Origin of the sequence: Mammaliicoccus sp. I-M35 (assembly GCF_022386455.1) — a bacterium.
GTDB lineage: Bacteria > Bacillota > Bacilli > Staphylococcales > Staphylococcaceae > Mammaliicoccus > Mammaliicoccus sciuri_A.
The window spans coordinates 72,765-97,024 of the sequence record NZ_JAJNIL010000007.1 but is presented as its reverse complement, the minus strand read 5'-3'; the positions used below and the strand labels follow the sequence as shown (position 1 = coordinate 97,024).

At 31.4% G+C, this 24,260-nt stretch carries 25 protein-coding genes; 7 read left to right on the top strand and 18 right to left on the bottom strand.

All coding sequences use genetic code 11. From position 1 onward, the window contains the following. The first annotated feature begins 202 nt into the window (after positions 1-202). Entirely contained in the window at positions 203-1,174 is a 972-nt protein-coding gene (locus LQ679_RS09410; RefSeq protein WP_126477666.1) for a bile acid:sodium symporter family protein, read from the top strand. A gap of 333 nt (positions 1,175-1,507) precedes the next feature. Beyond that, positions 1,508-2,545: a C45 family autoproteolytic acyltransferase/hydrolase gene (locus tag LQ679_RS09405; protein WP_037589549.1), complete on the top strand. Its 1,038-nt coding sequence runs from the start codon at positions 1,508-1,510 to the stop codon at positions 2,543-2,545. A gap of 43 nt (positions 2,546-2,588) precedes the next feature. Here LQ679_RS09405 and LQ679_RS09400 read toward each other — a convergent pair whose 3' ends face one another. After that, the gene (locus LQ679_RS09400; RefSeq protein WP_159315372.1) at positions 2,589-3,428 is read right to left on the bottom strand and encodes a DUF4097 family beta strand repeat-containing protein; all 840 of its coding nucleotides are present in this window, start codon (positions 3,426-3,428) and stop codon (positions 2,589-2,591) included. Further along, positions 3,425-3,973 carry an HAAS signaling domain-containing protein gene (locus tag LQ679_RS09395; RefSeq protein ID WP_159315373.1) on the bottom strand — a complete coding sequence of 183 codons (549 nt, stop codon included), beginning with the start codon at positions 3,971-3,973 and terminating at the stop codon, positions 3,425-3,427. Before LQ679_RS09395 ends, LQ679_RS09400 begins: the two co-directional genes overlap by 4 nt. A 154-nt stretch (positions 3,974-4,127) precedes the next feature. Here LQ679_RS09395 and LQ679_RS09390 point away from each other — a divergent pair, with 154 nt between their 5' ends. The 3 genes from LQ679_RS09390 to LQ679_RS09380 all read left to right on the top strand — a co-directional run bounded on the left by LQ679_RS09390 (position 4,128) and on the right by LQ679_RS09380 (position 7,713). Beyond that, the gene (locus tag LQ679_RS09390) at positions 4,128-5,165 is read left to right on the top strand and encodes a S66 family peptidase (protein ID WP_206180846.1); all 1,038 of its coding nucleotides are present in this window, start codon (positions 4,128-4,130) and stop codon (positions 5,163-5,165) included. Between the two features lie 81 nt (positions 5,166-5,246). After that, positions 5,247-5,798, top strand: a complete 552-nt coding sequence (locus LQ679_RS09385) for a thioredoxin family protein (protein WP_025905087.1) — start codon at positions 5,247-5,249, stop codon at positions 5,796-5,798. A gap of 676 nt (positions 5,799-6,474) precedes the next feature. Next, positions 6,475-7,713: an L-lactate MFS transporter gene (locus LQ679_RS09380; RefSeq protein ID WP_204168745.1), complete on the top strand. Its 1,239-nt coding sequence runs from the start codon at positions 6,475-6,477 to the stop codon at positions 7,711-7,713. A gap of 82 nt (positions 7,714-7,795) precedes the next feature. On the opposite strand, the gene LQ679_RS09375 is transcribed toward LQ679_RS09380, so the two are convergent. The 12 genes from LQ679_RS09375 to LQ679_RS09320 all read right to left on the bottom strand — a co-directional run bounded on the left by LQ679_RS09375 (position 7,796) and on the right by LQ679_RS09320 (position 18,697). Further along, positions 7,796-9,154 (bottom strand): gluconate:H+ symporter, encoded by a 1,359-nt coding sequence (locus tag LQ679_RS09375; protein ID WP_191836619.1) that lies wholly within the window; start codon positions 9,152-9,154, stop codon positions 7,796-7,798. A 12-nt stretch (positions 9,155-9,166) separates the two neighbouring features. Further along, positions 9,167-10,702 carry a gluconokinase gene (gene gntK, locus LQ679_RS09370; RefSeq protein WP_191836620.1) on the bottom strand — a complete coding sequence of 512 codons (1,536 nt, stop codon included), beginning with the start codon at positions 10,700-10,702 and terminating at the stop codon, positions 9,167-9,169. Positions 10,703-10,711: 9 nt separating this feature from the next. Continuing rightward, on the bottom strand, positions 10,712-11,419 hold the full coding sequence (locus tag LQ679_RS09365; RefSeq protein ID WP_159315379.1) for a GntR family transcriptional regulator: 708 nt from the start codon (positions 11,417-11,419) through the stop codon (positions 10,712-10,714). A 143-nt stretch (positions 11,420-11,562) separates the two neighbouring features. Next, the gene (locus LQ679_RS09360) at positions 11,563-12,753 is read right to left on the bottom strand and encodes an amidohydrolase (RefSeq protein ID WP_239762548.1); all 1,191 of its coding nucleotides are present in this window, start codon (positions 12,751-12,753) and stop codon (positions 11,563-11,565) included. Between the two features lie 50 nt (positions 12,754-12,803). Continuing rightward, positions 12,804-13,007, bottom strand: a complete 204-nt coding sequence (locus LQ679_RS09355) for a hypothetical protein (RefSeq protein ID WP_025905081.1) — start codon at positions 13,005-13,007, stop codon at positions 12,804-12,806. A 61-nt stretch (positions 13,008-13,068) separates the two neighbouring features. Further along, on the bottom strand, positions 13,069-13,797 hold the full coding sequence (locus tag LQ679_RS09350; protein ID WP_204188893.1) for an ABC transporter permease subunit: 729 nt from the start codon (positions 13,795-13,797) through the stop codon (positions 13,069-13,071). Continuing rightward, the gene (gene pmtC, locus LQ679_RS09345) at positions 13,794-14,666 is read right to left on the bottom strand and encodes a phenol-soluble modulin export ABC transporter ATP-binding protein PmtC (protein WP_204188892.1); all 873 of its coding nucleotides are present in this window, start codon (positions 14,664-14,666) and stop codon (positions 13,794-13,796) included. Before pmtC ends, LQ679_RS09350 begins: the two co-directional genes overlap by 4 nt. A gap of 17 nt (positions 14,667-14,683) precedes the next feature. Next, complete coding sequence (pmtB, locus tag LQ679_RS09340; RefSeq protein ID WP_239762546.1) at positions 14,684-15,349, bottom strand: phenol-soluble modulin export ABC transporter permease subunit PmtB; 666 nt, start codon at positions 15,347-15,349, stop codon at positions 14,684-14,686. Continuing rightward, positions 15,346-16,002, bottom strand: coding sequence for an ABC-2 transporter permease (locus LQ679_RS09335; RefSeq protein ID WP_239762545.1), 657 nt, complete (start codon positions 16,000-16,002; stop codon positions 15,346-15,348). The genes pmtB and LQ679_RS09335 overlap by 4 nt, the downstream gene beginning before the upstream one ends. Continuing rightward, positions 16,003-16,878, bottom strand: coding sequence for a phenol-soluble modulin export ABC transporter ATP-binding protein PmtA (pmtA, locus tag LQ679_RS09330; protein WP_159315385.1), 876 nt, complete (start codon positions 16,876-16,878; stop codon positions 16,003-16,005). 1 nt (position 16,879) lies between these two features. After that, positions 16,880-17,257 carry a PSM export ABC transporter transcriptional regulator PmtR gene (pmtR, locus tag LQ679_RS09325; protein ID WP_025905075.1) on the bottom strand — a complete coding sequence of 126 codons (378 nt, stop codon included), beginning with the start codon at positions 17,255-17,257 and terminating at the stop codon, positions 16,880-16,882. A 156-nt stretch (positions 17,258-17,413) separates the two neighbouring features. After that, positions 17,414-18,697, bottom strand: coding sequence for an aminotransferase class I/II-fold pyridoxal phosphate-dependent enzyme (locus LQ679_RS09320; protein WP_239762540.1), 1,284 nt, complete (start codon positions 18,695-18,697; stop codon positions 17,414-17,416). 164 nt (positions 18,698-18,861) lie between these two features. Here LQ679_RS09320 and LQ679_RS09315 point away from each other — a divergent pair, with 164 nt between their 5' ends. Then, complete coding sequence (locus tag LQ679_RS09315) at positions 18,862-19,038, top strand: hypothetical protein (RefSeq protein ID WP_239748826.1); 177 nt, start codon at positions 18,862-18,864, stop codon at positions 19,036-19,038. A 50-nt stretch (positions 19,039-19,088) separates the two neighbouring features. Here LQ679_RS09315 and LQ679_RS09310 read toward each other — a convergent pair whose 3' ends face one another. Together LQ679_RS09310 and rsgA are read right to left on the bottom strand one after the other, a co-directional pair. Further along, entirely contained in the window at positions 19,089-19,901 is an 813-nt protein-coding gene (locus LQ679_RS09310) for a MetQ/NlpA family ABC transporter substrate-binding protein (RefSeq protein ID WP_107577452.1), read from the bottom strand. 225 nt (positions 19,902-20,126) lie between these two features. Beyond that, on the bottom strand, positions 20,127-21,170 hold the full coding sequence (gene rsgA / locus LQ679_RS09305) for a ribosome small subunit-dependent GTPase A (protein ID WP_191836628.1): 1,044 nt from the start codon (positions 21,168-21,170) through the stop codon (positions 20,127-20,129). Between the two features lie 194 nt (positions 21,171-21,364). Between rsgA and LQ679_RS09300 the strand changes: the two genes are divergently transcribed. Further along, complete coding sequence (locus LQ679_RS09300) at positions 21,365-21,883, top strand: methylated-DNA--[protein]-cysteine S-methyltransferase (RefSeq protein WP_107577514.1); 519 nt, start codon at positions 21,365-21,367, stop codon at positions 21,881-21,883. A 31-nt stretch (positions 21,884-21,914) separates the two neighbouring features. Here LQ679_RS09300 and LQ679_RS09295 read toward each other — a convergent pair whose 3' ends face one another. Together LQ679_RS09295 and groL are read right to left on the bottom strand one after the other, a co-directional pair. After that, positions 21,915-22,478, bottom strand: coding sequence for a GNAT family N-acetyltransferase (locus LQ679_RS09295; RefSeq protein ID WP_196307705.1), 564 nt, complete (start codon positions 22,476-22,478; stop codon positions 21,915-21,917). A gap of 129 nt (positions 22,479-22,607) precedes the next feature. Then, positions 22,608-24,233, bottom strand: coding sequence for a chaperonin GroEL (groL, locus tag LQ679_RS09290; protein ID WP_037589599.1), 1,626 nt, complete (start codon positions 24,231-24,233; stop codon positions 22,608-22,610). Between the last annotated feature and the right edge of the window lie 27 nt (positions 24,234-24,260).

Sequence of the window (24,260 nt, the reverse complement as noted above, 5' to 3'; positions counted from 1 at the left end):
ATAATATTTAAAATACATAAAAGATATTATCCTTTTCTAAGCGAGATATTATCGATATATAGATATTTTAGTATAATTTCACTTAATATATGTATCATTTCATCATTAATAAGTGAAATAAATAATTAATTCAAATAAAGTATTGAAAAATTTTTGTATTATTGTTAATATTCTGATTATTATTTAATTGGAAGGTGTATATATGAGTAATATTAAGAAGTTCAGTCAGTTTATCAATAAAACATTTGTATTTTGGATGCTTTTGGCAGCAGTGCTAGGGTTTAGCTTTCCAAATGCCATTGCTCAAATAGCACCTTACATTCCTTATTTATTAGGAATTGTAATGTTTGGAATGGGCATGACTATTTCTACAAATGATTTTAAAGAAGTATTTAAATCACCCAAAAGCGTATTAATTGGTGTTATTCTTCAATATACCGTAATGCCTGTCACTGCTTATTTAATCGCTAAAGGGCTTAATTTAAGTCCTGACGTAGCATTAGGCGTTATCTTAGTAGGTTGTTGTCCAGGTGGAACTGCATCAAATGTTATTAGCTATTTAGCTAAAGCAAATACTGCGTTATCCGTTTCTATCACAACTGTTTCTACATTATTAGCACCTATTGTTACACCTAGTTTAATATATTTATTTGCAAGAGAATGGTTACAAGTATCATTTGCATCTATGTTTATATCAGTAGTTCAAGTTGTATTGATTCCAATTATTTTAGGTTTCATCGTTCAAAGATTCTTTAAACCAGTAGCTGAAAAATCTATTGATATTTTACCTATTATTTCGGTTGTATCTATTTCACTTATTCTTGCAAGCGTAGTCGCAGGTAATAAAACACAAATCATTGAAACTGGTCTTATTATGTTCGGCGTTGTTTTACTTCATAATGTCAGTGGTTTAACAATCGGATACTTATTAGCTAAATTATTCAAACTTAACAGACCAGATAAACGAGCAATTTCTATAGAGGTTGGTATGCAAAATTCCGGACTAGCTGTGTCACTCGCAACAGCACATTTCAATCCCCTATCCGCTGTTCCAGGTGCAATATTCAGCTTTATCCACTTAATCACCGGACCTACAATTGCTATTATATGGTCTAACCAAACTAAAAAGACAAACAAAGCGCAATCTTATAGAACATCAACAGATCAAATATAAAAATTTAGGAGCAAGAGACATTAAATCGTCTCTTGCTCCTTTATTTCAAAAATATATATTCTAGCTGTTCTATAAGCGTCATTTAATAGATTATCTTCTATACCATTCTTGCCATATTTTCTTTACGTAAATATATCCTTGATTCCACATTTTACATACCCCCTTCTCACATAATCTGTGAGATAATTGGTAATTCAAATATAACATGGTAATAAATTACATAGGTTAAGCGATTATTACAATCTCTTTAACATCATATTTCCAATTATATGAGAGGATTTACGTGACAAAGTTCATAAGTTCAATCAAAATAAATATAAGAGGAGTGATAATGTGCAAAATGTTAAGATGCAAACATTAGAGTTTAGAGGTAACCATTATGATTATGGTGTTGCCCAAGCAGAATGGTTAAAGTCTACTAAAATGTTGCAAAATAGAGAAAAAGAATGGCGAATTAGAAGACCCCGCTTCGATATTAATATAGATGAAACAAAAAATATATATCAAAAATTCGCACCAAAAATTTGGGACGAACTGATGGGTATTCAAGATACATTAAAATTCCCGTTAGAAACAATCTTGTTAAACTACGGTCATTATAGAGTTTATGCTAAAGATAGTGGTTGTTCTATTTTCTTAGGAGAAGATTATATGGTTAGAAACTATGATTATAGTCCAGCTACATATGATGGTAGATTTAGTCTATTTCAACCTACAGATGGTGGATACGCACAAATCGGCCCTACTTCTAGAGTAACTGGCAGAATGGATGGCATGAATGAACATGGTCTAGCAATGGGCTATAATTTTATGCATCGTAAAAAACCTGGTGATGGATTTGTATGCTATATGATTGGAAGACTGATCTTAGAAACATGTAAAGATGTCGATGATGCTGTTAGACTATTAAATGAAATTCCTCATCGCAGTTCATTTAGCTATATTTTAATGGATAAAACAAACAAGAGAATTACTGTAGAAGCGACACCAAGAGAAGTTGTGACTAAACAAAACAATTTATGTACTAATCATTTTGAAATATTAAGTCATGAGAATCGAAATTATATTAAAGAGTCTGTCGAAAGATATAATCGAATTGACCAAATCACAAATGATCAAATGTCTTTAGAAGATGCTTTTCGATATTTTAATGATCCTCAATATGAAATTTACAGCAAGTTATTCAAAAGTTGGTCAGGTACGATACATACATCAGCATATATACCTAGCCAATTAAAAATGAAAATTGCTCTTGGTGAAAATGGCACCATACATACATTTGATTTCAAAGAATGGTTAGATGGTAAATCCATTACCCTCCCTACAATAACAGGTCAGATTGATTCAGACATTCTATTTGCTAGTGAGTGAATGAAAATAGGCTGAGACTTAGAAGTCTCAGCCTATTTTCATATTATTTTATATAAATATCTCCATTATCTGTATAACTTTCAATAACGTGTTTCCCTTTACCTACTTTTTCGCCATTAAATGCTTTATTTTCAATTTTTGTATTTCCAGATTCAGATTGAAGTTGTAATAAAGTATTCTTAGGTGGATTCATATAAGAAATTGAAATATCTCCATCTTCTGTTGAAGATTTAATATCGCATTCATTTTTCAGTTGTCTAATATTTATATTACCTAATGATGTAATCATTTCACTATTAACGAGACTACTTTTATCTACAGATATATTACCCGTTTTAATTTCGCCTGTGAATTCCGTTAAATCTGAATGTTTAACTTTAACACTACCTAAATCAGTCATCGCTTTAGCATGTTTCAAGTTTACATTATGATAAACAATGTCACCTGTATCCGTAATCATATTACTATTGTTGCTTTTAGCGTCACGTACTGAAATGTTTCCAGTATTCGTAGTAATGTTAAATGATTCGTAATTTTTTGGTGGTAGTGTGATCACTAAGTGATTGACCGTCTTTCTAAATGGAATAAAATTAGCATTAAATTTGTATTTATTTTTTCTCTCCGTAAAATGCAATAAATTATTTTCTATGCTCGCATTTACGTCTTGATTACCATTATATTTAATACTTAAATATTTCCCTTTCTTAACTTCAACATTTGTATTTTGCCCGTTCACGATAACTTGTTCTATTTGATTGTTTTTATATACTTTTTCATACGTTTCTTGCTTTTCATATTTATTATTAACCGTAAACCAAAGTATCGTTCCTAAAATGCCAAAAATTAAGAAGATGCCTAGACCAGATAAAAATAACTTCTTCATGATTCAGCACGCCCCTTAACGAGTTTCACACACCATCTTAAATATTTTAAGATACCTTTGTAACTCACTTCTATTAATTTAAGCCCTGCTATTAACAACATCAGTCCTAATCCTAAGAAAGAGATTGAAAAAATAATATTAGTAATATCTACCCAATAAAAACCGTGAACAAATACATTAATCACACTAACGATAGGACCTAGCATCATTAAAGCGCCGATTACAACTACAATGAGCAGTACAAAGGCAATGATAAGAAATGGAATAATTATAAAAATTATATTAAAAAAGCTCAATCCTAATGTAGCTAAAATTGCTTGAAATACATTCTTAAAATTGGGTGATAACTCTGCATCATGAATGGCACTTGTTGCATATATTTTCTTGGCGATTGCTTTAGGTTCACCAAGTTCTTGTATTAAACTTTGTTCATCTTCTGATTCAAAAAATTTCGTTTCATATTCGTACATTATTTTATCTCGTTCTACTTTAGGCAGTCGAGATAATTCATCCTCAAGGTAATTAAGGAAGGTTATTTTATCCATAGAAATACCCCTTATTTTCTGAAGTTAACCTTACATTATTCATTATTTTACCATTCTTTTTACAAACAAACTTATATTATCATTTGAATTATTTGATTTCAAGTTATACCCGTATGCTATACTAATTTCAATATACAAATAAGGGGGTAATGATGTGAAAGAATTAATAAAACCGAGTAAGCTTTCTAAAGGCGATACTGTAGCAATTGTCTCGCCTTCTTCAGGATTAGCTGGCGAAAAAGACATATTATGGAGAACTGAAGTTGGTATACAAAGATTAAAGGATGAGTTCGGATTAAATGTCAAAGTCATGCCACACGCATTAAAAGGTGCTGACTATACATATAACCATCCAGAAAAACGTGTAGAAGATTTACATCAAGCACTTCAAGATCCAGAAGTTAAAGCTATTATCTGTACATTAGGCGGAGACGATTCTGTTCGATTGTGGCCATACATAGACTTAAATATTATTAAGGATAACCCTAAAATTTTCAGTGGCTATTCTGACACGACTGCACTTCATTTTATGTTTTATCAAGCAGGTGTTTCTAGCTTTTACGGACCATTGTTATTAACTGATTTTGCAGAAAATGTTCAGATGGATGACTACACTGTTCAATCGATCAATCAAACGTGGTTCCAAAATGGAATTGTCGGTAATGTACCTACTTCACCACAAATTAGAAAATACGGTTTACAGTGGGATGAAAAGAATAAAAATATTAACCGGGAATCTTTTGACAATAACGGATATGAAATTCTAAATGGTTCTGGCAAAGCTACTGGACATCTTATTGGCGGTTGTATGGAATTATTCCATTCCTTAAAAGCTACTGACGTGTTCCCTAATAAAGATGTCTTTGATGGTGCAATTCTTTTCATTGAGACTGCTGAAGTTCATGCCCCACCATGGTTGATGGAAGATTATGTTCGTGCATTTGGTTCTATGGGTATTTTTGATAGAATTAATGGCGTTATTATCGGAAGACCACAAGACGATGTATATTATGAAGAATATAAAGAAGTCTGGGTTAAAATGTTAAAAGAGTGGCATCAAGAAGATATGCCTGTTTTCTATAATGCTAGTTTTGGACATAATGAACCAAAATGCATTATTCCATACGGTGCACAAGCTGAATTAGATGTCGATAATAAGACATTTACAATAATCGATAATGCAGTAGATTAATTATTCATTTTAAAGTATTGTACTTTGCGAAATATTTCAGAATTGTTATAATATTAAGTATATCAAAGGGGGATTTTTACAATGACAAAGTTAGCTACATACTATGAACAGGCACAACCCATTAAAGAATATGTTAATGAGATGACAACAAATAAAGAGCAATTACTCGATATTTATCAATCTTTCCAATTACCGAAAAATGATGAACGATTAGATAAAATTAAAGATAAAAATTATAAAGTACTTGTGATTACTGAAGATTGGTGTGGAGATGCAATGATGAACATACCTGTTCTATTAAACATTGCTGATTACGCTAATATAGAAGTGAAAGCTTTCCATCGTGATGAAGATACAAACTTAATTGATCAATACTTAACAAATGGTACTGCTCGCTCTATACCTATTTTTGTATTTTTAAATGACAAACATGAACAAGAACATGTTTGGGGACCAAGAGCAATCAGCGTCCAAAAATTTGTAGAAAATATTCGCAAAGATTTACCAAGTAAAGACGATCCAACATATGCTGAAAAAGAAAAAGAAGTACATCATAGCATCCATGAAACTTATCAAAATAAAACAGAATTTTGGGATGACGTATACGAATCAATCGTTAGTTCAATTTCATAATTAAAAGTATTAAGGCTCGGACATTTAGTCCGAGCCTTATTTATGTATGAATGCCCCTATTCACTTAGGAGAATTTCTCGCCATCCCCATGGCTACTAATATAACTATACTTCAAATCAACAAAAACTGAAAATTCATGTTATTAAAGTTAACATATAAAAATTGGCAAGTGAAAAGCGCTCGTCCGGGAATTAACGAGCGCTTTTCGGGGAAGGGTTATTAATTAAGGAAACATGTATTTTTATAAAGCCGGGAAACTTTATAAAAATATCTTGAATCATTTTATGATCCATTTCAACGTTACAATTACAGATAACTATCAAAACACGTTCTACACAAAGTCATTTACAATCATGAAAAAAACATATACGAAATAGTTTTGAGGAATTGAATGGATTGTGCTTCGTGTTGTGTTATCTATGACTAAAGTATATCAGTGAGATAGGAATTTTTGTTGATTCATTCTTAACTCAAATATTTCATTTCTTAAGTGTATTTTACAACTATTTTTTTAACAGTTAGGAATGCCTAACTGTTAAAAAGGCGATGAAATCAACATGCATTCATGCTGCCTAACTGTTCAATAATGTCACTTTTTTCAAAATTTTGATTGCTGAATATTCTGAATTTAGCTATAATGACATCAATTGGACACAATTACTATAGGGGGAATATGATGAACAAGAAAATCAAAAACAGGTGGCTCATTGCTGTTGCAGCTGTTGGAATACATATTTCAATAGGATCTGTTTATTCATGGAGTGTTTTCACGAAACATATTCAAAATGATTTAGGCTTTACTTTAAGTGAAGTATCTAGAATATTTAGTATTGCAATATTATTTTTAGGTCTTTCTGCAGCTTTTATGGGGCATTTCGTTGAGAAATTTGGTCCACGTTTATCTGGACTTGTTTCTACGATATTTTTCATCTCAGGATTGTTACTTTCTAGTTATGCGATTTCCGTTGAGAGCTTACCCTTACTTTACTTAGGATATGGTGTATTATCAGGTATTGGACTTGGTATTGGTTATATTGCACCTGTATCTACATTAGTAAAATGGTTCCCCGATAAGCGTGGTATGGCTACAGGATTAGCCATTATGGGATTTGGATTCGCATCAATGATCGCCAGTCCAGTTATAGAATTTCTCATTACACATTTTAATCTTGTCTCGACTTTTATCATTTTAGCAGTCGTGTATTGTGTTATCATGCTGATCTCTAGTTTATATTTAGAAAGACCACCAGAATATTATAGACCTAATAGTTTTAATCCTCAAAAAGATAAAAAGAAAAAACCAGACTTAGTTCAAATGTCTGCTAATGAGGCCGTTAGAACTAAAAGGTTTTATTATTTATGGTTAATGCTTTTTATCAATGTTACTTGTGGTATAGCGATTTTATCTGTCGCAAGTCCAATGGCACAAGAAATTGTAAACTTAACACCTGCTCAAGCTGCAACAATGGTTGGCATTATAGGAGTGTTTAATGGTCTTGGTCGACTCATTTGGGCAAGTATATCTGACTTTATTGGCAGAACAAATGTCTATACAATTTTCTTTGTCATACAAATCGCATTATTCTTATGGTTACCAATCGTTGATAATCCAATGCTATTTCAAATTATTCTGTTCATCATTATCTCTTGTTATGGCGGTGGTTTCTCTTCTATCCCCGCTTATATCGGTGATATATTTGGTACGAAACAACTCGGTGCCATACATGGCTATATATTAACTGCGTGGGCAGCAGCTGGATTAGTTGGACCTTTTATATCAGCAACTGTCAGAGAAGTTACACAAAGTTACATGGCAACATTATATATTTTCGCAGCATTCTTTGTAGTAGCTTTAGCGATTTCATTCTTAATCAGAGTAGATATTAAAAGAATTAAAGAAATGCAAGCACAGTAAACATCAAATAAAAACACATAACAAAACCTCCAAATCTGATTATTTACAGATTTGGAGGTTTTTATATTCATATTTAAATATATTATACAAATAGACTTATAAATAGTATAAAGATAATACCTGAAACTGAGATAACTGTTTCAAGAAGCGTCCATGATAAGAATGTTTCTTTCATCGTTAAACCGAAATATTCTTTAAACATCCAGAAACCTGCATCATTCACGTGTGACGCGATTACACTACCAGCACCAGTTGCTAATACGACTAATGCTAAATTAGCATCTGATGATTCTAATAATGGCATAACAATACCAACTGTTGAAATAGCAGCAACTGTTGCAGAACCTAATGCTAATCTTAGGACTGCTGCAACGATCCAAGCTAATAATATTGGAGACATTGCTGTATCTGTAAATAGTGACTCAACTGTTTTACCTACGCCACCATCAATTAATATTTGCTTAAATGCTCCACCACCACCGATGATTAAGAGCATCATACCGATTGGATAAATGGCATTTGTTAATGTATCCATAACTTCTGTAACTTTATATCCTCGTTTAAGACCCATTGAATAAATAGCGAATAATACTGAAATTAACATTGCAGTACCCGCTTCACCAATAAAACTAATAAATCCTAAAATACCTTGTGGGTTTTCTGGTGAGCCTGTCAATAAATCTACAATAGTTGAAATAAGCATAATAAATACTGGTAATAAAGCTGTTAAAGCAGAAATTCCAAAGCTAGGTGTTTCATCTATATTGAATGTTTTTTGTTTACCTAATGAAGCTAAGTCACCTGACTTAGTAAATGCTTCTGGAATTGCTTTTTTCGCAAATCTTGTAAAAATAGGACCTGCAATAATTGTTACTGGTATTGCAACAATAAAGCCGAATAGTAATACTTGACCAATATCTGCACCAAATTCTTTAGCGATCATGACTGGACCTGGATGAGGTGGTAAAAATCCATGTGTAACAGATAATGCAGCTGTCATTGGAATACCTAAGTATAATGTTGAAACTTTAGACTCTTTAGCAATTGTAAAGACAATCGGAATTAATAATACTAACCCTACTTCGAAGAATAAAGCTATACCAATAATAAATGATGCTGTTACAACTGCCCATTGAATACGTTTTTGACCAAATTTATCAATCAATGTATGTGCTATTCTAGTTGCACCGCCCCCGTCTGCTAATAACTTACCTAACATAGCACCGAGACCAAATATTAAAGCAATGTGACCGAGTGTAGATCCCATACCTGTTTCAATTGTACCGATGACTTTGCTTAGTGGCATACCGAGCATAATACCTGTTAACATAGCTGTGATAATCAGAGATACAAATGTGTTAAGTTTTAACCACATAATTAAACCTAATAATATAACAATTGCAAGTGCTACAATTAATAATGGTGCAATATCTGAAAACATATAAACATCTCCTTATGAATGTGTTGATTGAAATTCTGAAATTAAATCGTATTCTTCATTTAATTTACGACTTAAATTGATATATATCGGAATTAACGATTGGTAAATATCGACATTCTCTTGATTAGGTTCATGTTGATATGTTTTACCGACCATTTTGTTTAAAACTTCAAAATCCTCTATTTCCCCAATAGCTTTTAATCCTAATATGCAAGCACCTAAACATGAACTTTCGTAACTTTCTGGTACCTCAACAGAAGTATCAAATATATCTGCCATCATTTGGCGCCATACTTCACTCTTAGCAAATCCACCTGTTGCTTTAATTTGTTCAGGCGCTTTATCCATCACTTCTATTAAAGCAAGATATACTGTATATAAATTAAGTAGAACGCCTTCTAACGCAGCACGTATCATATGTTCTTTTTTATGAGACAGTGTCAAACCAAAGTAACTACCTCTTGCATTTGCATTCCAAAGCGGTGCCCTTTCACCGGCTAAATATGGATGGAATAACAAACCATTTGCCCCAGGTTTTACTCTACTTGCAATCTTAGTTAAAACATCATATGAATCAACGCCGAGTCTTTTAGCTGTTTCAACTTCACTTGCTAACAATTCATCTCTTAACCATCTTAGAACAACACCACCGTTATTCACTGGTCCACCGATACAATAATGATCTTCTGTTAATACGTAACAGAATATTCTTCCTTTATCATCAGTCTTTGGTTTATCAATAATTGTTCTAATAGCACCGCTCGTTCCAATCGTTACGGCTACTTCTCCTTCACGATAACTATTAACACCTAAATTGGACAATACGCCATCTGAAGCGCCGATTACAATCGGTGTATCTTCATTGATACCCATAATATCAGCATAATTCTTTTTAACTTGCTTCATAATATGTGTTGTTGACACTAATTCTGGTAATTGCGCTTCACTAATTTCAAGCAAGTTCAAGACATCTTTATCCCAATTTAATGTATTCAAATTCATCATACCCGTCGCTGAACCAATTGAGTGGTCCATAACGTATGTTTCAAATAATTGATAGAATACATAAGTCTTAATATCTATCCATTTCTCAGTGTTCTTGAATATATCGGCATGTTCATGTTTTAACCAATAAATTTTTGATAATGGAGACATTGGATGAATGGGTGTACCCGTTCTTTTATATATTTCTAATCCGTTATGTTCATTATTTATCTTATCTGCGTATTCACTTGCTCTATTATCTGCCCAAGTGATACATTCCGTTAATGGCTGATTATTTTTATCCATTGCTATCAAGCTGTGCATGGCACTACTGAAACTTAATAATTTGATTTCTTCTGGCTTAGCGCCAACTTCTCTAATCACTTTTTTTACTGTAAATAGTACAGCGTCGAATATTTCTGCAGGACTTTCTTCTGCAACGCCGATTTCATGGGTCGTCATTGGATATTCTATATTATGTTTTTTCAAAAAGTTCCCTTCGCTATCATAAATAACAGCTTTAGTACTCGTTGTACCAATATCTACACCAATCATATATTTCATTACAAAATCCTACTTTCTATCTATATTAGTTTGAGAATTCCACAAGATATCAATTTGTTCATCAACGTCATCGAAATTTAAATGAAATGCTTCTTTCATTTTATTTCTATCTTTATTTTCAATCGCTTCAATATATACTTTATGGTTGTGTATCACTCTTTTAAAATCTTCTGGTTCATTTTGCATTCTTTTTCTCATCGAAATTAAAACTAAACATTCCATAACTGGCGTTAAATTGTGCCATATCATTTCAATGTATTGATGGTGAATAGCAGTGATCATTGATTCATGAAATAGTAAATCCAATCTCGTGAATTCATCTGCATCTTCAAATTCAACAGCTACAGTCATCATTTTTAATATTTTATTCAGCTGTTTAATCACTTCTTCATTATTTTCAACTAGTAATCTTTCAAATACAAATGACTCTAACATCAACCTAATGTCATATATTTCTTTTTGGTTTGCTTTAGATAACCCCATAACAACTGCTCCCATACGTTCTAATGATATTAGACCATCTTGTTGCAGGAGTTTAAGTGCATCTCTTACTGGTGATCGACTCACTTCAAATTGTTGAGCAATTTTATTTTCACTTAACTTATCGCCTTCTTCTATAATCTTACTTATAATTGCTAGCCTAAGTTCACTCGCTACTTGCTCTCCCGTTGAACGATGCTTTAACCATTCGCTTGGATAATGATAATGATGTTTCATAAAATACCTCCAAACTTCGTATACTTGTATACAAGTTATTGTAAACGTTTTCGAATTATTTGTAAACGGTTACTGCTTATTTTTTAAAATACAAAAAAAGAGTTCAGGATATTTTTTCATCCTAAACTCTCATAAATATAACGCTATTCTATTGATAATCTGTTTAATACAACTTCCCCTAATGCTTTACTCGCCGTTAATAAAGCATCTTCATTTACGACAAATTTTGGACTATGGTTAAAGTGCGCTTTATCAATTCCATATGGTTTACATCCGACAAAGAAAAATGTACCTGGTATTTTCTCAAGATATATCGCAAAGTCTTCAGAACTCGTTAATTGTTCATGTTCTTTTAAAGATTCAAAATAATCACCTTGACTCGTTGCCAAAATATCTATTAAATAATCTGTTTGTTTATAGTGATTGACTAGTGGAATACAATCTAATTCATATTTAAACTCACATTGAATATTAAAAGTATCTTCTAATCCTTTAATTAACTGCTCGATTTCATCATGGATTTGATGACCTATACGACTTTCCATATATCTTACATCACCAGCTAATTCAACACTATCTTGGATAACATTTAATGATCCTAAACCATTGAATGAACTAATCGTAACAACACCCATATCAAATGGATTCAACCTTCTCGATACAACGGTTTGAACATTCGTTACGAAAGTACTTGCTGCCATAATTGCATCATTCGCAAGGTGTGGACTTGATCCATGACCACCTTTTCCTTTAACTTTAAGGTGAAATAATGATCGACCACCCATTGTAGGACCTTTCCTATATGAAATAACATCAGGTGTATAATCTGGGAATAAATGAATACCATAGATTTCATCCACACCATTTAAATATCCAGACTGCATCATGTCAATTGCGCCACCTGGTGCTAACTCTTCTGCATGTTGATGGATAATCATAATCTTACCTGGTAAATGCTCTTTAAGTTCAATCAAACATTCCGCAAGTATTAACAAATATGCAGTATGTGCATCATGCCCGCAAGCATGCATCCAACCTTTATTTTTAGAACTAAATGGTAATCCCGTATCTTCAGTAATATTTAAAGCATCAAAGTCTGCTCGTAATGCAATTGTTCTTCCCGGTAAACTGCCTTCAATTTCTACAATCAGCCCGTAATTACCACCAATGCGTTTATGTATAACGACGTCTTTATTTTCATAAAACGCTTCTATATATTGTGATGTCTTCACTTCATTAAATGACGGTTCAGGATATTGATGTAAATACTGATAATGCTTAATCATATCTTGCTCTTTTTGTTCAAGCTTTTTGAATAGTAAACTACGTAACATAGATTCACCCCCTCAATTTCATAAAAAGTAACTACCACAAGATGTAGTAGCTACTTTTTTTCGTTTTTATCTTTTAATTTATCTGGATGTTCATCAACTTTATCTTCTTTTTCAAATTTTGCTAATACGGCTGTTAGGAAAAATCCTAGTCCAGCTCCAATCATTAATGAGCTTGGTGTGCCGTGGAAAAAGAAACTTGCAACAATACATATTATACCAATAATGATATAATGTTTAATAAATTTTTTACCCAAAAATATCCCTCATTCTTATGTCTAATAATTTAAATTTAACATAGAAATGAGGGATAAACCATTAAATATTCTTATTTCTTATCATGTAATGATTGATACCTGTGAATACAGCAATACATGCTACAGATATCCAAATTTGTGTTACTTTCATTGAGAGTAAACCTTGATTCAATATTTTTGGTAAAAAGTCTAAAGGATTGTATTTCATCATTTTTGATAAATCTTCACCTATTTCAGGAATAAAAATCAATGCATCAAAGATGTTAGGTAAAAATAATATTAATATGATGGCAGTAGTATAAACAACTGCTGATTTACCAGTAAGTAAATTAAGGATATTTAATAATGTTCCATAAAATAGCATGATAAGTAGAAATTCACCAAACATTTTGAAATAGTCAGATACACTTAATTCGCCTGCATCAATTATAGTTGATGCTAATAATGTAAATAACGTACCTAAAATCGTAAATATAATAACAATGCCGATAATAGATAGTAACTTGGCGTATAAATACTTCACTCTATTTGTTTTAGAGTTTAAGAACAACTGAATCGTACCATACTGCATATCACGTACTATCGTTCTAATAGAGAACATTAATAATACAAGTCCACCAAATACGAAGAACATAGCCAATACAACTTGTGCATCAAATGGTCCATCTAACGTTTTAACAGAAATCATGATAGCTATTCCTGGAAACAATGAAATAAGAAATCCTAAATAGCCTAATGGACTTTTAAATATTCTCGTTAAATCATATTTTACATGTTGGGCGATATTCATGATACTTCAACTCCTTTGTTAATATTAAAGTATTGATCTCTTAAAGTCGTTTTATTATTTTGAATAAACTTAGGATAAATATTTTTAGCGCTTAACGCTTTTAACACGTCTTGATAATCTTCTAGCGCTTCTACTGAAATAATCGATTCTTGTTTATTACTTGTTACTACTTTGTAATTCATCGTAAGAAGATTAAGTGCTTCATTATAGTTTGAATGGTCAAAAATAAATTTGGTCACGTCTTTAGATTGGGCTTTCATATCGTAATCTTCAACGATTGCACCATCTTTCATAAATACCGTTCTATCGCATATTAATTCAATATCTTCTAACTTATGACTTGAAATGAGTACTTTAATATTCAAATCTTTACTTACTTTTTCTAACGTTTTTAAGACGTCAATCGAACCGTCTGGGTCCATCCCGTTTGTCGGTTCATCTAAAATCAAATATTGTGGTTTATTCATAAGTGCAACTGCAATAGATAGCTTCTGTTTCATACCCATTGAATATTTTTTTACTTTTTTGTCGATATAAGGCTTAATGCCAAATGACTCAATTAACATATTGATATAATCATCATCTACATTAGTCCCTAATACCTTTCTAAAGAAGTTCAAATTATAATAGCCTGTTTTATTTAAATATAATTTAGGATTTTCTATTAAATAACCCACTTTGTCACTATTTTCTTTGTTAAAATTTCCTTCATACTTCATAATATTCTGGTTCATAATTTTCATTAATGTTGTTTTACCTACACCATTTTTACCTATTAATCCGACAATTTGGCTATCCCCAAAATCAAAGTCAATATTTTTGAGGATATGTTGCTTACCATAATACTTTTGTATATTATTTAATTTCACGATTATTCACCTCTTCTTTAAATTGTAATTGCATGCTTTCGTGCTTTAATAATTGAAATGATATAACTCACGATAAATAAAATGATGGAACAGCCTAAGAATATAGACATGTCGTGTGTCTTGAATATATGCGATTGTACTGAGAAGAATTTAAGCACATAATCTATAAACTGTATTGAGTTTGGTACAATTGCACCGACTATAATCATCCAAAATATAATAGGAATTTTGATTAATCTTTTATACTCAGCAAATGGCAAGATTAAACTAATCGTCAACAAATTCCCTGCAATACTTAAACACATGCCTGAAATATCATATGAGACATCCATACCTGGTTCTTGTATTAAAAATGCTACAATTGTACATAAACCAAGTAGTAATTGTGTGAATAAAATAAATATTAATCCTGTTAAATAATGAGCATTAATCACTGTTGATTGCTTAACAGGTAAACTTAGAAATGTATATTCAGAATGATTTTTATTGATTTTATTGAATAGAAAATACATTGGTACTAAGAACACAATATGGATCATAACGACGAGTATGCCTAATATACCTATTTTAATAAAGCCATTAAGAGGTAATACGACTATTAATGGTAATAACAATGCTGTAACTAACATTAAATTTAGGTATGATTTTGATAAAATTAAGTTTCTATATAAGATTGCCTTCATTTTATACCTCCATAAACCGTAATTTGATCTTGTTTCGCTTGTTTGATAGCTCTGCTAAACTGAATCGACCATATGATTGCAACGATTAACAATATGACTGCTGGTGTATAGTATAAAAATATTTTCCAACCAAATGCCTCAGCAAATGGATAATGCCGATTCGAATATATCCCAAAGTAAAACATTGTGAATATGCCATACATAGCAACTAATATCCAAGCACCGAATTGATTAATATTCAAATGTGCAAATGTTGGATAAACGATGCTTAAAGTAAATAAGTTCGTTGCTACAATAAATAACCCAGCTTGAATAAATATTGTGTCTTGTTTTACGAATGCTATGAACATAATCATGATAAATGAAATACCTGTTACTAATAAGTTATATAAATAATGCCCTCTTACAATATCAACTTTAGAAATTGGTAAACTCATATAAAAGATTTGACTACTTTGTTTATTTAAAAATATTGCGTGATTAATACTGTGAACTGAAACGACTGCGACAAAATATACCGCTAATACATTCATGAGTTCTATACTTTGAAAAGACACAGTAAATTTCGTTAACAATACTAATCCGAAACAAATTAAATAAAGTAAGTAATACCCTTTCTCATATTGAAAGTTTCGGTAGAAAACAGCTTTCATTTATACCACTTCCTTATCGAATTGATCTTTCTCAATTCTTACCATGATATCCTCTATTGATGGCGTTTCAACGACTACTTCATTTCCAAATAACTCAACAAATACTGAACTTTGTCTTGTTAATCCTGAGAAACCTGTTTTCGTTTCTTTCACACTGATTAATAACGATCTTAATTCATCATCAAGTATAGATTGGTCTCCTTTAATAATTCGATAACCATCTGTTAAATCTTCTACACTTTCATTAATAACAATGGATCCATTTTTCAAATAGACAATATAATCAGCGATTTTCTCTAAATCTGAAATAATATGTGTCGAGAAAAAGATTGTTTTTTCTTCATCTATTAATTCTCTTTGTAAAATTTCAAGCACTTCATTACGTACGACTGGATCAAGTCCTGCAGTTGGTTCATCTAGAATGTAGAGTTCAGCATGGTGACTTAATGCGATTGCTAATGACAATTTCATTTTCATACCTGTTGAAAATTGCTTAATCTTTTGTTTATAAGGTAATTTAAATTCTTTAATATAACCTTGAAATATTTCGTGATCCCATTGTTTATAATATTTACTGATGACTTTCTCGATTGTTTTAATATTCCATTTTTCATACATATATAATTCAGAATAGACAAAGCCGATTTTATTTTTAATATCAACTGGGTTCTCACTTAAATATTCTCCAAGTATTTTTAAATCTCCACTTTGTTCTTTAAGTAGACCCATAATAATACGAATAATCGTTGTTTTACCTGCACCATTCGCACCAATAAATCCTGTTACATAACCTTTACGTACTTCAAAGTTAACATCTGATAATTTAAGATTTTTATGATTAAAATTTAGATTTTTAACTTCTATCGCATTGTCCATTTTATTCACCTTCCTCATAAATCAAATTAACGATTTCATTGAGTTCTTTAACATCCATTCCGATTAACTTTGCTTGTTTAGTTAAATCTCTTGCTAAATCCTCTATGACAATAAATTGTTTTTCTTTCATGATTGAGGGATCTTGTGATTTTACAAAAGTACCTTTCCCTCTTATCGTCGTGACAAATTGCTCTTGTTCTAAATCAACATAAGCACGTTTAGTTGTTATTAAACTGACGCCTAAATCACTTGCTAGCTCTCTCATAGAAGGTAATGAAGCACCCGGTTCTACTTTACCTTGTAATATTTGTGCTTTGATTTGTTCTTTAATCTGTTCATAAATTGGCTGATTACTATTATTTTGAAGTAGAATCTTCATGTTTAACCTCCCTCTCTTTAACTGTGTATAAACAGTATATACACTATATACATATTTGTCAAACTCATTTACTAAAAAGCTTATAAATCAATGTTCTTAGACACAAAAAAACAGAGTGTGTATACTCATTGTATATACACACTCTGTTTGATTTTATTATTTTAAGTCATTGATTGCTTTAGCAATAGATTCAAATACATGTTCTATATCAGATTTTTCAATACAGCTAAATGCAATACGAATATCAGTTTTATTTAAAGCAATAATACCAATACTATACTTATCAATTAAATGTAATCTCAATTGCTCAGGATCTACATCTAACACTTTAAGTGCCATAAAGTAACCTGAATTAAATGCATATGGCGTCCATAATGATTTAAATTCATCACGATATGCGACTTCTTTCGTTACTTCATATCTTTCTTTTAGAATATTCACGTTATGATCAACTTGATCTTGGAAAGAAGGATCTTCCATTGCATGAATTATTGCAGTTTGGCTAGGTAAAGAACAACTTGATAAGTTACTTCTAATTAAACCTTTTAATTTAGCAACTAATACATCTTTAACAACTTCATTTTGACTACCAAATGTTAAGAAACCAACACGGAAGCCCCATGAGAAGTATTCTTTAGTTGCGCCATCAACTTTAACTGGCATAATATTTTCGTGATTTAACGCTGTTAATGCTGTAAAGACAGATTGTTTATAAACATCTTCAAAGAACAATCCATAATAAGCATCATCAACTAATGTAATCACTTGCGTACCTTTGTCAGCTAATTGTTTAATAGCTTCAACCATTTCTTTAACTTCTTCAACTACTGGTGTATAACCAGTTGGGTTATTTGGGAAGTTTAACACGAGAATAACTTTTTCTTTATTATATTGTTCTAAAGCATGTTTGAAATATTCTAAAGTGTAACTACCATCTTCTTCAAATGCTTTGTAAGTTTCAATGTTCGCACTATGTCTTACACCAAAAGCTAATTTATAGTTACCCCAGTTATGTTCAGGTAATAAAATTGTATCTTGGGCATCTACAAATAAATCTCCAGCTAAAGATAATCCATGTGTTAATGCGTTTGTTACGACTGGTTTAGAAATATCATCAACACTTAAATCAGGATTGTCTTTTAAAATTTTCTGTTGCCATAATGTACGTAAACGTTCATCACCTTGTGGCGGTGCATATGGGAATATATCACTTGGATCTTGGTCACCAAATTGATTATATAAAGCATCTGTGTACATAATACCTTCATCAGTAGTTGCCATACCGATTGTTGCATTATACTTAGTACCTTTTGCTTCTCCAGATTGTGATAAAATACCCTTTGGATAATAAATAGATTTACCTAAATCGGAAAGCATATCTAATACAACAGGATATTCTTTTTTCAGTTGTTCATTTAATTCTAATGCTAGTGGGTTCATAGAAAGTCATCCTCTTTCATTGTTATGATACTTCTATACTAGACGAGAATTATGAAAATTAAAAGTGTGTTCACTAAATTTCATCATTTAATTTTAGAAAATCATCCCTTTTTGGATAACAAAGAAATAATTGATATAATAAATAAAGTAAAGGAGCAAAACATATGTCTACAATTACAAAAGTTCTCGTTGGGTTAGCTATAATCTGCTTAATTATCGGAATAGGCATTCAAATAAGCGGCAACTCAGGCATTCAATTTACATTCTCTTCAATATTATTTTTAATAGCCGCATTTATAAGTAGAAATGGCGACCGTAAAAAAGCTAATAAAAAGAAGTAAAAAATATAGAGACTGGAACATAAGGTAATGTCCTAGTCTCTATATTTATATTATGATTGCTTTGGTATTTTCCAATAATCATCTTTATTTTCTTTATCTAATACTTTCTTAAATCCTTTTGATTGATATGCCTCTTTTATATCTTTAACCCATTTAGCATCTTTATTTTTACTATCTACAACAACTTGTAAATATAAATCTTCTACTAAATCTTCTTTTAGAAGTCCTTTAGCTGGATCAACTTTCGAAGCGTAAACAATTGAACCTGGTATAACTGCATAATCAACTTCGTCTAAAATTCTAGGAATATTTGCAGAATCCATCGTTTTAATATTAAGATTCATTGGATTATCAGAAATATTTTTCTTCGTGATTTTAATATCATTTTTATCTGCATTTAATTTAATCCATCCTGCTTTTTCTAATAAACGATACGCTCTAGCTGCATTTGATGGATCTTGTGGTATAGCTATTGTATCTCCCTTTTTAATACCTTTAAGATTTTTATTTTTATTAGAGAATATTTGTGCAGGCACAGTTGGTATTTTAGTAATATTCGTTAAATCAGCATCTCTTTCTTTATTAAACGTATCCATATACGCTTTATGTTGATCAACGTTAACATCCACACTACCTTCTTGCAAAGCAACATCAGCTTGAAGTAATTCTGTGAAGTCTTTATCTTTAACAGTATAACCTTTCTTCTCTAACTCAGGCTTAATACCTTTTATGAATAATTCACTATAAGGTCCCGGTGATGTAGCAATAGTAATTTCCTTCTTTTCTTTGTCATCATTATTTCCACAAGCTGCTACCACAACTGATAAAATAAGTGTCAAAGCTAAAAATATGTATCTCTTCATAAAAACATCTCCCTTAATTCCGACTAAACTAATCTGTTTAATTATTATATTATCATTTACTATTCTAAAGTCAATCAAATTTTTATATGTTAAACTCTCATTAGGAGTGATGATTATGGCTTTATATCAAAAGTTAATTCAAACGAATGCTGGTGAAATGACTGTACCTATAACATAATAAAAAAACAGAAATCCTCTATTGAAGAATTCTGTTTATTAGTACGTTTAATATTTTGGTTTATTTCTATTCATTTTAGTTAATGATTTCCATTGATTTTTCTTTTCAGAAGCCGCTTTTTTAGATACTTTCGAATTGTTATAAGCAATTTCTTTTTTAAGTTTTAAATAGTTGTTATATTGACTTATATCTAAATCACCATTTTTTAAAGCTTCTTGAACTTTACATCCAGGTTCAGTTTCATGTGTACAATCACTAAACTTACAGTTTTGTGAGAGTAATTTAATTTCTTCAAAACTGTCTATTATATTATCTTGGTCCACTGAAAGACCTAAGCTTCTCATTCCAGGTGTATCAATTATTACACCGTTAGGCTGAATCAAATACAAACCTCTATGAGTTGTTGTATGTCTCCCTTTTTGGTCGTCTTCTCTTGTTGAATGAGTTTTTAAAATATCTTTGCCAACTAAATAGTTCGCTATACTCGATTTTCCGACACCCGACGAACCTACTAGTGTTGCTGTCATACCTTTATAGAACCTTTTCGTAATTTGATCCATATTAATATTTTCAAGCACACTAGTTGTGATAATTGGGACATTACTTAATCTTCTACTAACTAATTGAACTTTTTCTTTATAATCGTGAGCAGTGTCCATCTTATTCAAAATGATAACAGGTAATGCACCACTTTCTTTAATTTGAATCACGTATCTTTCTAACCTGTTTAAATTAAAGTCGCCATCTAGTCCCATTACAATAAACACTTCATCAATATTCGTTGCTATATATTGGTCAAGTGATTCATGTTTTTTAGATTGCCGTTTTAGCTCACTAGTTCTTGGTAATATATCAATTATCAATTTAAAATCATCTAGTTCATTAACGACAACCCAGTCTCCTATAGCAGGTATCAAATTTTGATTAACTAATTTTTGTGTAATTTCTGCTTTATACTGACTTGTGGTTGTTATGACTTTAAAATGATTTTTAGAGACGAAAGATATTCTTCCAATTTTAAATTCATCACTAAAATTATTCTTATAATATGATAATTGTTCTTCTTTAATACCTAATTGTTCTATTTTCATTTAACTCCCCATTTATATAAATTAGGAATTATGGCCACCCATACTTAAGTTAACAAGAAACAATTGATTTAAATCCATCATAATACATCACCCTTTCAAACTTATTACCATAATTGTATATGAACATATATTTTTATTCAAATTCATAAAGTATGAGTTGTCTATATGTTAAACTCTCATTAGGAGTGATGATTATGGCTTTATATCAAAAGTTAATTCAAACGAATGCTGGTGAAATGTTAGCAATTGCTAATAATGAGTATTTATTAATGTTACATTTTACGAATAAACCTTCGTTAGAAGATGAATTACATATTGTACGTAAACAACTTAATTCAGAAATTAATGATGAAAGTAATCATGTTTTAGATAAACTTGAGGAAGAATTAGCTCTTTATTTTGAAGGTAATCTTTCTACTTTTACAACACCTATATATTTTAACTTTGGCACACCTTTTCAACAAAAAGTGTGGCGTGCTTTATGTGATATTCCGTTTGGCGAGACGATATCTTATAAGCAGTTAGCTGAAAATATCGGTAAACCTACTGCTTTTCGTGCTGTCGCTAATGCAAATGGTAAGAACTTTATTACGATTCTTGTACCTTGTCACCGTGTGATAGCTGCTGATGGATCAATTGGTGGATATTCTAGTGGCATAGAGCGTAAAGAAATCTTGCTTGATATTGAGAAAAATAAAAGTAACATCGGCTAATATTTTCAACCGATGTTACTTTTTTAATTTGTTATAAATGTTTAATCATATATTTGTAGTCATGTCCGCTTAGTTTTCGATCATATGATGGTTTAAAACCAAGTTTTTCATATAATTTCATTGCACCTTCATTATCAAATTCACAATTTAATGATACTTGCTTAAACCCTCTTTCTTTAGCTCGTACAAAAGCATCTTCTATAAGTTTAGAGGCAATACCTCTACCTCTATATTCTGAAAAGACCGCAACTGAATCAATATATAAATCACCATTATCCGCTTCTTGTTCAGGTAACGGCGTTCCTTCTAATTTAAATGAATCTTTAAATGCAATATTGTGCCAATTTTCTTCAAGTTGTTTTTCGTCACTGCCACTATAGCAATTAAGAAAGCCTGCTACTTCTCCATCGACTTCATATACTTGACTATGTTTATAATGGTTTCTATATTCACTTTCAACACTCGCTTGTTCAAGTAATCTTAAAACAGTTTCTTTATCATTTTGAACAACTAAAGGTAGCTCCATATCATGCCAAATCATAAACATTAACTCACTTAATTTTTTTGCATCTTCTTTAACAGCAGGTCTAATCATATTTTCTACTCCTTTAATACAAATTAGATTCATTTTAACATAAAAATCCCCTTTCCATATGGTTTAATACCATTTAGAAAGGGGATTATACATATCTCTTAGTTTGTAATGTCGGTTATATTCACCGAATTACATCATACCTGGCATTCCGCCCATGCCGCCCATATCTGGTGCTGCTGGTTCTTCTTCTGGAATGTCTGCTACTACTGCTTCAGTAGTTAAGAACATTGCAGCTACAGATGCTGCATTTTGTAGTGCTGAACGTGTAACTTTTGTTGGATCGACAATACCTGCGTCTAACATATTTACCCATTCGTCTGTTGCTGCATTGTAACCAATACCTTCGTCAGCGTTTTTAAGTTTTTCAACTATAATTGAGCCTTCTAAGCCAGCATTTTCAACGATTTGACGTAATGGTGCTTCAAGAGCTTTCAACACAATGTTCACACCAGTTTGTACATCGCCTTTTGCTTCAACTTCAGCTACTTTATTATAAATAGATACTAATGCTGTACCACCACCTGCTACAATACCTTCTTCAACTGCAGCGCGTGTAGAGTTTAAAGCATCTTCAATTCTTAATTTACGTTCTTTTAATTCTGTTTCAGTTGCAGCACCTACTTTAATAACTGCAACGCCACCTGCTAATTTAGCTAAGCGTTCTTGTAATTTCGTACGATCAAAGTCTGAAGTTGTTTCTTCAATTTGAGCTTTAATTTGACCAACACGAGCGTCGATGTTTACTGAGTCACCTTGTCCTTCAACAATTGTAGTGTCGTCTTTAGTAACTTGAACTTTACCTGCTTCACCAAGCATATCTAAAGTTGTTTCTTTTAAGTCTAAACCTAAGTCATCAGTAATCACTTGACCACCAGTTAAAATTGCTAAGTCATCTAACATAGCTTTACGACGGTCACCAAATCCAGGCGCTTTAACTGCTACTGCTGTGAATGTACCACGTAATCTGTTTAATACTAAGTTTGTTAATGCATCTCCATCAACATCATCAGCAACAATTAAAATTGGTCTATTTGTTTGTAAGATTTTTTCTAAGATAGGTAAAATATCTTGGAATGAAGAAATCTTTTTATCTGTAATTAAGATGTAAGGATTTTCTAATTCAGCAGTCATCTTGTCTGAATCTGTCACCATGTATGGAGAAGTATATCCTCTATCAAATTGCATACCTTCAACAACTTCTAATTCTGTGCTGAATCCTTTAGATTCTTCAATTGTAATAACACCGTCATTACCTACTTTTTCCATTGCTTCTGAAATAAATTTACCAATTTCTTCATCAGCAGCAGAAATAGAACCAACTTGTGCAATTTCTTCTTTTTTCTCAACTGGTTGTGAGATATTGTGTAATTCTTCTAAAGCTACTTTAACTGCTTTATCAATACCTTCACGAATACCAACTGGATTTGCACCACTTGTTACGTTTTTTAAACCTTCTTGAATCATCGCTTGAGCTAAGACAGTTGCTGTAGTTGTACCGTCACCTGCAACATCATTTGTTTGGTTCGCAACTTCTGCAACTAATTTAGCACCCATATTCTCATATGGATCTTGTAATTCAATTTCTTTAGCGATTGTAACACCATCATTTGTGATTAATGGTGAAGTGAATTTTTTATCTAAAACGACGTTACGTCCTTTAGGTCCTAAAGTTACTTTAACTGCATTTGCTAATTTATCAACACCAGCAAGCATAGAACGTCTAGCGTCTTCTGAAAATTTTAGTTCTTTAGCCATTTATAAAAACCTCCATAAAATATCTTC